The sequence below is a fragment of the Pseudomonas serboccidentalis genome, from assembly GCF_028830055.1.
GTDB classification, from domain to species: Bacteria; Pseudomonadota; Gammaproteobacteria; order Pseudomonadales; family Pseudomonadaceae; genus Aquipseudomonas; species Aquipseudomonas serboccidentalis.
In genome coordinates this window covers 2029822-2043190 of record NZ_CP101655.1, presented here as the reverse complement: position 1 = coordinate 2043190, position 13369 = coordinate 2029822, and the positions used below count along the sequence as shown (strand labels likewise).

Sequence of the window (13369 nt, the reverse complement as noted above, 5' to 3'; positions counted from 1 at the left end):
CCAAAAAAAAGACCCTTCATTGCAGAACAATGAAGGGCCTTTTTTAAGTCGTTTACCAGAAACGTTGCTGGGTCAAGCGACTCCACCAGTTCAACAACACGCGATCCACCGAGCCGCTGGCGGCCATGCCGATGCGTTCCTGCAGGCTTTTGCGTTCGGCGTAATGCAGGTGGTAGACCTCGGCTTTCTTCGCCCGGTCGGCCAGGTATTCGTCGCTGGTCTTGAGTTCGTCGACCAGTTGTTTGTCCAGCGCCGCAACGCCGAGCCAGACTTCACCGGTGGCCACTTCATCGATGGCCAGTTGTGGGCGATAGCGGGAAACGAAGTTCTTGAACAACTGATGGGTGATGTCCAGGTCTTCCTGGAACTTCTCCCGGCCCTTCTCGGTGTTTTCGCCAAACACGGTCAGGGTACGCTTGTACTCACCGGCGGTCAGTACTTCGAAATCGATGTCGTGCTTCTTCAGCAGACGGTTGACGTTGGGCAGCTGTGCGACCACACCGATCGAACCGAGAATCGCGAACGGTGCGCTGATGATCTTCTCGCCGATGCACGCCATCATGTAGCCGCCGCTGGCCGCGACCTTGTCGATGCATACGGTCAACGGCACGCCAGCCTCGCGGACACGCGCCAGTTGCGACGACGCCAGACCGTAGCTGTGTACCATGCCGCCGCCGCTTTCCAGGCGCAGCACCACTTCATCCTTTGGCGTGGCGAGGGTCAGCAGTGCAGTGATTTCGTGGCGCAGGCTCTCGGTGGCCGAGGCCTTGATGTCACCGTCGAAATCCAGCACGAACACCCGGGATTTGGTCTCGGGTTTGTTCTTCTGCTTCTTCTCGGTTTTTTCCGATTTGGCCTGCCCCTTGCGCAGTGCCTTGAGCTGATCCTTGTCGAGCAGCGTCTGCTCCAGGCGTTCACGCAAGCCTTTATAGAAATCATTGAGCTTGCTGACCTGCAACTGTCCCGACGACTTGCGTCGGCCCTTGCTGCGCAATGCCGCAAAACTGGCCAGCACCACCAGAATGGCGACCACCAGGGTTACAGTCTTGGCCAGGAAACTGGCGTATTCGGTGAAAAACTCCACAGAGACTCCTTAAAACAATGCACGGATGCAAAACACGCGCGGGATGGTTCCAGCATACCCATGCGCCGCCTCGTCGGCCAGCCGTGAAACCTCTGGCAACAGGCCTGTAACAAGCATTTCAAACAAGCGTATGTTTTTTCATTGACAGCACTCCGTCATCCTCATAACCTCGCCAAACCTTCAACGTACCGGGATGACGCGGACGTGGGCAGCATCTATCTGATTCGACATGGCCAGGCCTCCTTTGGTGCAGACGACTATGACGTCCTGTCGCCGATCGGTGTGCGTCAGGCAGAAATCCTCGGCCAGCACCTCGCCGAACTGGGGATCCGTTTCGATCGCTGCCTCTGCGGCGACCTGCGCCGTCAGCAGCACACGGCCACCAGTGCGCTGGAGCAATTCACCGCCAAAGGTCTGCCGGTACCGGCTCTGGAAACCGACGCCGCGTTCAACGAATTCGATGCCGACGCGGTCATCCGCGCCCTGATCCCCGCCATGCTCACGGACGAACCGGAAGCCATCGACATCCTGCGCAACGCGGCGCAGAACCGCGCCGAGTTCCAGCGCATTTTCGCTCTGGTCATCGAGCGCTGGCTGGCTGGCACCTACGACACTCCGGGGCTGGAAAGCTGGCTGGGTTTCGTCGAGCGGGTTCAGGGCGGGCTGCACCGCCTCCTCGAACAGGCCGACGGCAACCAGAAAATCGCCGTGTTCACCTCCGGCGGCACTATCACCGCCCTGCTCCATCTGATTACCCAAATGCCTGCCAGGCAGGCGTTCGAACTGAATTGGCAAATCGTCAACACCTCGCTCAACCAGCTGAAGTTCCGCGGTCGCGAGGTGGCTTTGGCTTCCTTCAACAGTCATGCACATCTGCAACTGCTGAAGGCTCCGGAACTCATCACTTTCCGCTGAGTCCCGGATTACTGTGACCCTTGCTGTAACCACCCAGCTCCTATTACCCAAGAAAGGATCGAACCATGACCTCCGTAGCTGATGCCGTAAAAGCGATGCAAGCCAAGTTCAACCCAGCCGCCGCTGCCGGTCTGGATCTGGTCTTCGGTTTCAACATCACCGACGAAGACAAGCACTACGCGCTGATCGTCAAGGATGGCACTTGCAACATCCAGGAAGGCGAAAACCCGGATGCCAACTGCACACTGATCATGGACAGCGAAACCCTGAAAGGTATCGTCAGCGGTGAAACCGACGGCATGCAGGCGTTCATGGGCGGCAAGCTGCGCGTTGAAGGCGACATGATGCTGTCGATGAAACTGTCCGAGCTGTTCCCGTCGTAAGACGTCGTCCGGTTTGAAGAAAATCCCGCCCTGGTGGCGGGATTTTTGCGTTCAGGCATCAAGGAATTCGCTGACGCCCTGATTGCTTTCGCGAGCAAGCTCGCTCCCACCCTGGATCCGGCGGCAACCCGGAAATCCCGACACAACCCAATCCCCCTGTGGGAGCGAGCTTGCTCGCGAAGGCGTCAGCTCTGGCAATATCATTGTTGCCTGACACGCCACTGGTGAAGGTCATCAACCGGCGAATGACGCGGCCAGCAACTCTTGCCTATAAGGGTGTTGCGCAGCGCTGAACAGCTCGCGGGTCTCACCTCGCGCCACCACCTCACCCTCCTTCATCACAATCAAGTCATGGGCCAGCGCCCGCACCACCGCCAGGTCGTGACTGATGAACAAGTAAGTCAGGCCGTGCCTACATTTGAAGCAATAAAAAATCAGGATAAGCAAACCATTGAGAATAAGGCGTTCCGTCGCCGCAGAAATATTGACTGACACAACGTTGACCCCGGTCAGTGGCCAGCCCTGAAGCACTCACTAATCTGCCCGCTCCATCGAACGCCAAGGACGGTTCACCGGGAGCCTGCGGCTGACTTTTCAGGGAAGAAAACCATGCGATCACTCAAGATTATTCTGCTGTCCTCGGCCTTCAACGGCCTGACCCAACGTGCCTGGCTGGAACTACGCCAGGCCGGGCACTCGCCCAGCGTCGTGGTGTTCACCGACGAAGCCTCGGTGTGCGAACAAATCGAACACAGCGGCGCCGATCTGGTGATCTGCCCGTTCCTCAAGGACCGCGTCCCCCACGCACTGTGGAGCAATGCCCGGCGTCCGGTGGTGATCATTCACCCAGGCATCGTCGGCGACCGTGGCGCGAGTGCGCTGGACTGGGCGATCACCAACGAACTGACGAGTTGGGGGGTGACCGCCCTGCAAGCGGTGGAAGAAATGGACGCCGGCCCGGTCTGGGCCACCTGCGAATTCAACCTGCCACCGGGCTTGCGCAAGTCCGAGCTGTACAACGGCCGGGTCAGCGATGCAGCGATTCGCTGCATTCGCGAAGTGGTCGAGAAATTCATGGAAGGCTTTGTTCCCGTCGCACTGGATTACACCGACCGCAAAGTTCGTGGCCGCCTGCAACCGAACATGAAACAGGCCGACCGCACCTTCAGCTGGCACGACTGTTCGCGCTTTATCAAACGCTGCATCGACGCCGCCGACGGCCAGCCCGGGGTGTTGGCGAGTCTGGTCGGCGGGCAGTATTACGTGTACGACGCGCACCCCGATCAGCGCACCGGCATTCCCGGCAAGATCCTCGCGGTGCATGACGATGCGGTGCTGGTCGCCACCGGCGATCACAGTTTGTGGATCGGTTCGCTGCGGCGCAAACCGCAACCCGGCGAAGAAACCTTCAAACAACCGGCGCGGCATGTGCTGGCCGGGCAATTGGCCGGCGTGCCGACCCTCGACTGGTCGATCGCCAGCGAGCCGTTCAACGACGAGGCGTATCAGCCGATCCGCTATCGCGAATCCGGGTATGTCGGTGAACTGACGTTCGAGTTCTACAACGGCGCGATGAGCACCGAACAGTGCCAGCGCTTGGTCGAAGCGCTGCGCTGGGCCAAGTCCCGTGACACCCGCGTGCTGTTGATCAAGGGTGGACGCGGCAGCTTTTCCAACGGTGTGCACCTGAACGTGATTCAGGCCGCACAGGACCCGGGCGCCGAGGCCTGGGCGAACATTCAGGCGATCGACGATGTCTGCGCCGAGCTGCTCAGTGCGCGACAACTGGTGGTCAGCGGCGTGACCGGCAATGCCGGGGCCGGCGGCGTGATGCTGGCGCTGGCCGCCGACATTGTGTTTGCCCGGGCCGATATTGTGCTCAATCCGCATTACAAGAGCATGGGCCTGTATGGCTCCGAATACTGGACCTACAGCCTGCCCCGTGCGGTCGGCCCGGCGATGGCCGAGCAACTGACTCAGGCCTGTCTGCCGGTCAGCGCCACGCAGGCGCTGCAACTGGGCATGGTCCAGGAAATCGGCCCGCGCTGCCCGGACGAGTTCTCGCTGTGGCTGCTGCAACGGGCCAACGCGGCACTGACCGATCCGACCTATGTCGCCGTGCGGGAACGCAAGTTGCGGGTTGATCAGGTGCTGATTCAGCAATGCCGGGACAGCGAACTGCAGGAAATGCAGGAAGACATGCTCTACAACCGCAACCAGTTCGCCGAGAAGTGCAGTCACTTCGTCTACAAGCGCAAAGCCTGCGGCACGCCGGCGCGGCTGGTGGCGGACTGGGCGCGGGTGCGCAAGGTTGAGTTGGCGGGCTGAATGTGAGGTGACCGGGCGGGCCTCTTCGCGAGCAGGCTCACTCCTACAGGGATTTGCGTCGTTCGCAAAACCCATGTCCACCGCCAAACCCTGTGGGAGCCGGGCTTGCCCGCGAAAGCGGTGTGTCAGGCAACAATGGTTTGACAGGCAGACTGCCATCGCGAGCAGGCTCACTCCTACAGGGATTTGCGTCGTTCGCAAAATCCATGTCCACCACCAAGCACTGTGGGAGCCGGGCTTGCCCGCGAAAGCGGTGTGTCAGGCAACAATGGTTTGACAGACTGACCGCCATCGCGAGCAGGCTCACTCCTACAGGGATTTGTGTCGTTCGCAAAATCCATGTCCACTGCAGAACCCTGTAGGAGTGAGCCTGCTCGCGATGAACGATGACGCGGTGTCGAGCCGGCACTTACAATGTCAGCCCCTCAGACCCCGGCCCGCCCATGGACATTGACCTCGCCCGCACTTTTCTGGAAATCGTCCGCCACGGTAGCCTGGCTGCGGCGGCACAGAAGCTGTTCGTCACGCAAACGGCGATCACCGCCCGGGTGCAGAAACTCGAAAGTCAGCTGGGCAGTACGCTGTTCGTGCGCAACCGCGCCGGGGCAAAGTTGACGGCCAATGGCGAAGCCTTCGTGGTCTACGCCAATCAACTGGTGCAGACCTGGGAAGCGGCGCGGCGAGACCTGCCGCTGCTGGACGGTTATCACAACGTGCTGCACATCGGCGGTGAAGTCAGCCTGTGTAACCCGTTGATGCTCAGTTGGGCGGCTGAACTGCGCGAAAAAATCCCCGGACATGCCCTGCGCATGGAGATCCGCGACGGCGAAAACCTGCTGCGCCAACTCGAGCTCGGCGTGCTCGATGCCGCGCTGGTCTATCAGCCGGAATACTGGCCCGGCCTGCAAGTCGAGCAGGTGCTGGAAGAAAAACTGATTCTGGTGCGCGCCCCGAACCGCCCCGATCCCTATGTCTACATCGACTGGGGTCCGGACTTCCGGCGGCAGCACGACGCCGCCCTGCCGGACAAAGCCAAGGCCGCGCTGAGCTTCAACCTCGGCCCATTGGCCCTGCAATACATCCTCGAGCACGGCGGCAGCGGCTACTTCCGCACGCGCGTGGTGCGCAGCTATCTGGAAACCGGCGCGCTCGAAGCGGTGACCAAGGCCCCGGAGTTCGGCTACCCGACCTATCTGGTGTACGCCCGCGAACGTGACTCGGCCACGCTGCAGCAGGCCTTCGATCTGCTGCGGCAGGTGATCGCGACCGATGACGACTGGTCGCAACGCTGGAACCCGTTGAGCTGAATCGGCCGCGTTACACCGGAGCATGGCGCAAGTGACCTCAAGCGGCGGCCTGCACAAACGGCCGGATCGGCTAATCTGCCGGGTATAACAACAATACCCACAGGTGAACGCAGTGAGGCAGACCACCGAGGCATTTCGCAGCCGCTACCGTGCGGCCATCCATCCGCTGTACAACCCGTGGCTGCACGGAACGTTCGTGCTGCTGTTCGGCGTGCTGGCGATCGGCGCGTTCTGGAGCCGCGTGCAGCAGGTGCAGGCGCTGGAATGGCTGACCGTGCCATTGACCCTGCTGTTCTTCAATTTCGGCGTGTACATGGTCCATCGCCATCTCGGCCACCACAAAAAGACCTTCGCCAAACTGTTCTATGCGCGGCATGCCGGTGACCACCACAGCTTTTTCACCCCCGGCCACATGACCTATGACGGCGCCCGCGACTGGCGGGTGATCCTGTTTCCGGCCTGGCTGGTCGTCGTGCATACGCTGCTGATCACGCTGCCGCTGTGGTGGCTGCTTGCGCAGGTCAACGCCAACGTTGCCGGCCTGTTCGGCGGCTGCATGGTCCTGGGTTATCTGACCTACGAGGTGTTTCACGCCTGTGAGCATCTGCCGCCGAACAATCCGCTGACCCGCCTGCCGTGGATCCACCAGATGCGCCATCTGCACGAACTGCATCACCGCCGCGAGCGCATGCAGGAGCGCAATTTCAATATCGTTTTTCCGCTGATGGACTACCTGTTCGGCACCCTGTACTGGGAGCCGCAACCCACCCCGTTGCGTTATTCGAGAGCGCCCATGACCCGCATGCAGCACCAGATCGACATCGCCGGCGAACCGATCGCCGTGCTTCGCTACGCCGCCAGCGTCAGCCACTGGCCCGAATGGCACCCGTCGTCACTGAAGATCGACGGCCCGCAAGGCCCGCTGCATGCCGGCGCGCGCTTCGAAGAAGACATTCATGCCGGCGGGCGCGCCGGTCACTTGAGCTGGGAAGTCACCGAGTATCTGCCCGGTCGGCGCTGGTGCGCACGAGCGCAGGGCGATAATGGTTTGTCGTTGCTGCTGACCTACGAATGCACAGCCGAGTCCGACGGCACGCGATTTGTGCGCACGCTGGATTATCGGTTCGACGGATTGGGCATGCGTGTTGCCAATCTGTTGCTGTTGAAGCGGCGCATCGAGCGTGAGTCCGCCACGTCGATGCAGGCCCTGCGCGACATGACGCTCAAACACCTGGCGCTGACGGGGCATCACTCATGAAGCGACTGCTGTTGCTGCTGGTCATCCTCATCATCGCGTTTCTGCTGCTGATGCCGACCAAGGTGCAACCGGTGGCCTGGAAGCCGCCACCGGCACCGTCGTTGAGCGAAGGGCTGTACGCCGAAAACCAGCGGCTAAAGGCTGTCGAACAGGTCGGTCCGGGCGACATCGATGGCCCGGAAGCACTGCTGCTGGAAGGCGACTTCCTGATCACCGGCCTGCATGACGGCCGGCTGATCCGCACCAGCCTCGACGGCAAGACGCGCAAAGTTCTGAGCGACACTGGCGGCCGCCCTCTCGGTCTGGCGCGGCATCCCAACGGTTTGCTGGTGATCGCCGACGGGGTCAAGGGCTTGCTGTCACTCGACGCCCAAGGGCGACTGACCGCCCTGACCACGGAAGCCAACGGTGTGCCGTTCGGCTTCACCGACGATGTGGCCATCGACAAGCCCGGGCATTATGCCTATTTCAGCGATGCCAGCAGCCGCTGGGGCTACGGCCATGACGGTGAGGCGATCATCGAGCACGGTGGCGACGGGCGTTTGCTGCGCTACGACTTTCAGACCGGCAAGACCAGCGTGCTGCTGGACAAGCTGCAGTTCGCCAACGGCGTGACCCTCGGCCCGGATGACGCCTATGTGCTGGTCAATGAAACCGGCGCCTATCGCATCAGTCGCTACTGGCTGAGCGGCCCCAAGGCAGGAACCCACGACCTGTTCATCGACAACCTGCCGGGCCTGCCAGACAACCTCGCGTTCAATGGCAGCAACCGCTTCTGGGTCGCGCTCTACGCGCCACGCAACGCCTTGCTCGATGGCACCGCCGGGCATCCGTTGCTGCGCAAGATGATCGTGCGGGCACTGACCGTGCTGCCCAAACCGGTGGAGAAACGCGGGTTTGTGCTGGGGCTGGATCTGGAGGGCAAGGTGATCGCCAATCTGCAGGATGCCAGCAGCGGCAATTACTCGCCGATCACCACGGCGCGCGAGTATGGAGACTGGTTGTATCTGGGTTCGTTGAAGGCTTCGCACATGGCGCGGTTGCCGTTGGCGGATGCGTTGAAGTGATGCCTGGCAAATGTGGGAGCGAGCTTGCTCGCGAACGCGGTGCGTCAGGCGATGACGATATCGACTGTGCTGGCCTCTTCGCGAGCAAGCTCACTCCTACGGAGGATTGCATTTCAACTGTGGGAGCGAGCCTGCTCGCGAAAGCGATCTGTCAGTTTCCGGACCTGTCGAACTTGTCGGGATCTTCGTCTTCGGGAAGATCCTCGTCCGGTTCTTCAGGCCGCGTCGTGGTGTGGGCCGGGCTGTTGGGCTCCGGATGCGTTGGAACCGGGTCGAATGCGCCCTGCTCTTCACTGGGGAATCTGGGTTTGTTCATAAGGCACCTCGTAAAGAGTCGCTGAATGAAGACTCTGAACATTCGAGGTGCCGGTGGTGGCTGTCGTTCCAATCAATCCGCAACCGTGGGTCGGCGGATCACCCGACGATCAGGACGGAGCCTGCAAATGGCTGACAATTTCGTCCTTGACCTTCAGACGCTTCTCTTTGAGTTTTTTGAGTGCGTCGTCGCTGGGGGCGTCCGAGGTGGCCGTTTCGGCCTTGACCACCTCAGCGTCAGCCTGGGAATACTTGTTGATCAGTGAATCCAGTCGTGGATCCTGGGTGCGTTTTTGCTGGATCTCTTCCTTCGTGCAGCTCAAGTCCTGAAACAGGTCATGGGGAACCGGCATGGAACACCTCCGTCAGTTGATCGGCAGCCGACGCGACCGATTGCGTCAGCGAGTATCAGAATGGCCTTGGTTAGGCCGTTCTGTCGACCACCTGTCAGACCAGCGGTGGCCGTTCGTCGCCCTGTCGTAAACGCGATCAAACCTTTACCCGCGTCGCTCCCTCCATTGAATAACGTCAACAAAAACCTGAGTGGAGAAACACCAATGGACGGATTCAACCTGCGTCATCTCGTATTGGCTGTCGCTTTGAGCAGTGGTATGGGCAGTGCCTTCGCCGCCACCTCGAACAGTTTTGTCGACAACGCCGCTGCCGGTGGCATCTCGGAGATCGAGACCAGCCGCCTCGCTCTGGAGAAAAGCCAGTCGGCCGACATCAAGGCGTTCGCCAACATGATGATCACCGACCATGGCAAGGCCAACGACGAACTGGCCAGCATTGCCAAGGCCAATGACATCGAGGTCCCGGACACCACCACCCTGGTCAAACAGGCCAAGGAAAAGATTCTCGACATGCGCGATGAGTCCTTCGACGCGGCCTACGCCAACAACCAGGTCAAGGCCCACGAAGAAACCATCGAACTGTTCAAGAAAGAAGCCAACACCGTGACCGACGACAAGACCAAGGGCGCTACCGAGCTGAAAGCCTTCGCGCAGAAAATGCTGCCGGCGCTGGAAAAACACCTGACGGCCGCCAAAGAGCTGCAGGCCAAGCATCCAGGCAAGTAACGGCGCACCAAAAAGGCCGCATTCATTGAATGCGGCCTTATCGTTTCTACCGTGGACTAGCCCCCGTCCGTGTCAATATCGGCGTCCGTCTCCTCACCCGGCTTTGCACGATCAGGCTGCGGTTTGAAGCCCGGGCTGAAGTCATTGTCATTGTCGGTATGCTTGTTCTTCTGATCCACCGCCGGATCGGCACTTTGTGCCTGATCGCCATCGGTCTGTTGCTGCTTCGTTTGGTCGTTCATAACCACCTCGTTTTTCACTACCGGCGCGACTGAAACCGGCCGGCCTTGAAGATTCGAAGCCTGGGTAGCGCCAACGTTCAAAACATCGCTGGTTTCGAACACGCGACAGTTTTCAGAAGATGAGTCGACTCCAGACCCTGTAGGAGTGAGCCTGCTCGCGATGGCGTCAGGTCAGCCAACTCCTGCTTTGCTGATACTCCGCTATCGCGAGCAGGCTCACGCCTACAGAGGATTACGGTGTACTCATCTTCTGAATACACCCATAAACGTGTAGGAGTGAGCCTGCTCGCGATGGCGTCAGGTCAGCCAACTCCTGCTTCGCTGATACTCCGCTATCGCGAGCAGGCTCACTTCTACAGGGGATTACGGTGTACTCATCTTCTGAATACAGCCATAAACGTGTGGGAGTGAGCCTGCTCGCGATGGCGTCAAGTCAGCCAACTCCTGCTTTGCTGATACTCCGCTATCGCGAGCAGGCTCACGCCTACAGGGGATTACGGTGTACTCATCTTCTGAATACACCCATAAACATGTAGGAGTGAGCCTGCTCGCGAAAGGGCCGTTCGGGACACCGCAGTTATCGGCTCAAGGCCCGGGCCAGAAACGGCGCCGTGCGGCTCTTCTTGCTCGCGGCGACTTTCTGCGGTGTGCCGGCGGCGACAATTTTGCCGCCCTGATCCCCGGCCCCCGGGCCGATGTCGATCACCCAATCGCTCTGCGCCACCACGCGCATTTCATGCTCGACGACGATCACCGTGTGCCCCGCCGTGACCAGGTTGTCCAGTTGCTCCAGCAACCGGTCGACATCCCGCGGGTGCAATCCAGTGGTCGGTTCATCCAGCACGTACAACGTCGCGCCGCGCTGATTGCGTTGCAGCTCGGTGGCCAGTTTGATGCGCTGCGCCTCGCCACCGGACAGCTCGGTGGCCGGTTGTCCGAGCCGCAGATAGCCCAGGCCGATGTCACGCAGCACTTGCAGTGAGCGGTGAATCCCCGGCTGTTCGGCGAACACCTCAACCGCCTCGTCCACTGTCAGTTGCAACACCTGCGCGATGCTCAAGCCTTGCCACTGAATCGCCAACGTCTGCGGGTTGTACCGCGCGCCATGGCAGGTCGGGCACGGCGCGTACACACTGGGCATGAACAGCAATTCAACGCTGACAAAACCCTCACCCTCGCAGGTCGGGCAACGGCCCTTGGCGACGTTGAAGGAGAACTGCCCGGCGTCGTACCCCGCCGCCCGCGCTTCGGCGGTGGCAGCGAACAGTTTGCGCACGTTGTCGAACAGCCCGGTGTAGGTCGCCAGGTTCGAACGCGGCGTACGGCCAATCGGTTTCTGATCCACCTGCACCAGCCGCTTGATCGATTCCAGCCCCGCCGTCACCTGGCCACTGCTGGCCTGCGGTGCGTCGTCTTCGAGGCTGAGCTCTTCAGGCTCCTGCTCAACCGCTGGCCGCCCCAGCTGCGCGCCCACCAGTTCCAGCAGCGCCTGACTGACCAGACTCGACTTGCCGGAGCCGGAAACCCCAGTCACCGAGGTGAAGCAGCCCAAGGGAAATTCGGCGCTGAGGTTGTTCAGGTTATTGCGGCTGATGCCATCGAGTTGCAGCCAGCCGCGCGGCTGGCGTGCGGTGCGCGAGGTGCCTCGGGCTTCGGCAAACAGGTAGGCCCGGGTCTGCGATTCGTCGATCTCGGCCAGCCCTGCCGGCGGACCGCTGTACAGCACCCGGCCACCCTTCTCGCCCGCCGCCGGGCCGACATCGATCAGCCAGTCGGCGCGGCGCATGGTTTCCAGATCATGCTCGACCACAAACAGCGTGTTGCCGTCGGCCTTCAGCCGCTGCAAGGCCTCGAACAGCGCCTCGCCATCAGCCGGATGCAGGCCGGCGGACGGTTCGTCGAGCACGTAAATCACGCCGAACAGCTGCGAACCCAATTGCGTTGCCAGACGCAAACGTTGCAGCTCGCCGGACGACAGCGTCGGCGTGCTGCGCTCCAGCGCCAGATAACCCAGGCCCAGCTCAGTCAGGGTGCTGACTCGCTCCAGCAGATCCTCGGCAATGCGCTGCGCCGCCAGACGCTTCTCCAGCGACAGGTTCGGCGTATGGCGTACATCCGGCGCGCTGACATGACCGCTGGCACCGTGGGCGACGCGTTGCTGGCGAGCCTCACGGGTTTGCGCGTGACTCAGGGTTTCGCCGGTATCTTCGGCGTGTTCCAGATACGCTGCCGCTGCCACGGGTTTCAATACTTCGGCTACCTGCAGCAACGGCATCTGCGACAGCTCACCGATGTCGTAACCGGCGAACCTCACCGACAGCGCCTCGCGCTTGAGGCGCTTGCCGTCGCACAACGGGCACGGGCTGCCGAGCATGAACTGCGAAACCCGCTTCTTCATCAACGCGCTTTGCGAATGAGTGAAGGTGTGCAGGATGTAGCGCCGGGCGCCGGTGAAGGTGCCCTGATAACTCGGCTCCATTTTGCGCTTGAGGGCGACGCGGGTTTCTTCCGGCGTCAGCCCGGCGTACACCGGCACGGTCGGGGTTTCTTCGGTGAACAGAATCCAGTCGCGCTGTTTTTTCGGCAGTTTCTTCCAGGGGATGTCGACGTCGATACCCATGGTCACCAGGATGTCGCGCAGATTCTGCCCCTGCCACGCCAGCGGCCAGGAGGCCACGGCGCGTTGGCGGATGGTCAGGTTCGGGTCGGGCACCATCAGTGCTTCGGTGACCTCATAGACCCGTCCGAGGCCGTGGCACTCAGGGCAGGCGCCCTGCGGGGTGTTCGGCGAGAAATCCTCGGCGTACAGCATCGGCTGCCCCGGCGGATAACTGCCGGCCCGCGAATAGAGCATGCGGATCAGGCTCGACAATGTGGTCACGCTGCCCACCGACGAACGCGTGCTCGGCGTGCCGCGCTGCTGTTGCAAGGCCACGGCCGGCGGCAAACCTTCGATGGAATCGACATCCGGCACGCCGACCTGATCGATCAGCCGCCGCGCATACGGCGCCACCGATTCGAAATAGCGTCGCTGGGCTTCGGCATACAGCGTCGAAAACGCCAGCGACGACTTGCCCGAACCGGACACCCCGGTGAACACCACCAGCGCATCACGAGGAATGTCGACGTCGACGTTCTTCAGATTGTGTTCACGGGCGCCACGCACGCGAACCATGCCGGCGGGTGCTTTGGAGGTGCGTTTGGCAGTCATTGGCGGGCCTTGATCAGAAAATGTGAGTCGAACACAAAACCTGTGGCGAGGGAGCTTGCTCCCGCTGGGCTGCGAAGCGGCCCCAAATCCGGACGAATCAACCCGGCAGGTAAACCGCGGTTCCCGGATTTACGACTGCTGCGCAGCCGAGCGGGAGCAAGCTCCCTCGCCACAGGGACT

Annotated in this window: 12 protein-coding genes and 1 pseudogene; 7 read left to right on the top strand and 6 right to left on the bottom strand. The window is 61.3% G+C overall.

What is annotated here, in order from left to right:
• Positions 1-52: 52 nt before the first annotated feature.
• Positions 53-1084 (bottom strand): protease SohB, encoded by a 1032-nt coding sequence (gene sohB, locus NN484_RS09480; RefSeq protein WP_215499838.1) that lies wholly within the window; start codon positions 1082-1084, stop codon positions 53-55.
• 204 nt (positions 1085-1288) lie between these two features.
• Here sohB and NN484_RS09475 point away from each other — a divergent pair, with 204 nt between their 5' ends.
• A complete protein-coding gene (locus NN484_RS09475; protein WP_215499836.1) occupies positions 1289-1999 on the top strand; it encodes a histidine phosphatase family protein in 711 nt (236 codons plus the stop codon).
• A 65-nt stretch (positions 2000-2064) separates the two neighbouring features.
• The gene (locus NN484_RS09470; RefSeq protein ID WP_127647735.1) at positions 2065-2382 is read left to right on the top strand and encodes an SCP2 sterol-binding domain-containing protein; all 318 of its coding nucleotides are present in this window, start codon (positions 2065-2067) and stop codon (positions 2380-2382) included.
• Positions 2383-2616: 234 nt separating this feature from the next.
• Here NN484_RS09470 and NN484_RS09465 read toward each other — a convergent pair.
• A pseudogene (locus NN484_RS09465) lies at positions 2617-2796 on the bottom strand (microcin ABC transporter ATP-binding protein); the annotation flags it as partial.
• Positions 2797-2991: 195 nt separating this feature from the next.
• Between NN484_RS09465 and NN484_RS09460 the strand changes: the two are divergent.
• The 4 genes from NN484_RS09460 to NN484_RS09445 all read left to right on the top strand — a co-directional run bounded on the left by NN484_RS09460 (position 2992) and on the right by NN484_RS09445 (position 8342).
• Positions 2992-4710, top strand: a complete 1719-nt coding sequence (locus NN484_RS09460; RefSeq protein WP_274658966.1) for a hydrogenase maturation protein — start codon at positions 2992-2994, stop codon at positions 4708-4710.
• Positions 4711-5153: 443 nt separating this feature from the next.
• On the top strand, positions 5154-6017 hold the full coding sequence (locus NN484_RS09455; RefSeq protein WP_045122483.1) for a LysR family transcriptional regulator: 864 nt from the start codon (positions 5154-5156) through the stop codon (positions 6015-6017).
• A 112-nt stretch (positions 6018-6129) separates the two neighbouring features.
• A complete protein-coding gene (locus NN484_RS09450; RefSeq protein ID WP_127652678.1) occupies positions 6130-7275 on the top strand; it encodes a sterol desaturase/SRPBCC family protein in 1146 nt (381 codons plus the stop codon).
• Entirely contained in the window at positions 7272-8342 is a 1071-nt protein-coding gene (locus tag NN484_RS09445) for an SMP-30/gluconolactonase/LRE family protein (protein ID WP_127652679.1), read from the top strand. The genes NN484_RS09450 and NN484_RS09445 overlap by 4 nt, the downstream gene beginning before the upstream one ends.
• Positions 8343-8493: 151 nt before the next feature.
• Here the strand turns inward: NN484_RS09445 and NN484_RS09440 are convergent, their stop codons facing one another.
• Positions 8494-8658, bottom strand: a complete 165-nt coding sequence (locus NN484_RS09440; RefSeq protein WP_164747930.1) for a hypothetical protein — start codon at positions 8656-8658, stop codon at positions 8494-8496.
• Between the two features lie 109 nt (positions 8659-8767).
• Complete coding sequence (locus NN484_RS09435; RefSeq protein WP_127652680.1) at positions 8768-9010, bottom strand: DUF465 domain-containing protein; 243 nt, start codon at positions 9008-9010, stop codon at positions 8768-8770.
• A 204-nt stretch (positions 9011-9214) separates the two neighbouring features.
• Between NN484_RS09435 and NN484_RS09430 the strand changes: the two genes are divergently transcribed.
• On the top strand, positions 9215-9736 hold the full coding sequence (locus NN484_RS09430) for a DUF4142 domain-containing protein (RefSeq protein WP_215499832.1): 522 nt from the start codon (positions 9215-9217) through the stop codon (positions 9734-9736).
• 56 nt (positions 9737-9792) lie between these two features.
• Here the strand turns inward: NN484_RS09430 and NN484_RS09425 are convergent, their stop codons facing one another.
• Together NN484_RS09425 and NN484_RS09420 are read right to left on the bottom strand one after the other, a co-directional pair.
• Positions 9793-10080 (bottom strand): hypothetical protein, encoded by a 288-nt coding sequence (locus NN484_RS09425; protein ID WP_274658965.1) that lies wholly within the window; start codon positions 10078-10080, stop codon positions 9793-9795.
• Between the two features lie 475 nt (positions 10081-10555).
• Positions 10556-13189, bottom strand: coding sequence for an excinuclease ABC subunit UvrA (locus NN484_RS09420; RefSeq protein WP_274658964.1), 2634 nt, complete (start codon positions 13187-13189; stop codon positions 10556-10558).
• Positions 13190-13369: the final 180 nt, after the last annotated feature.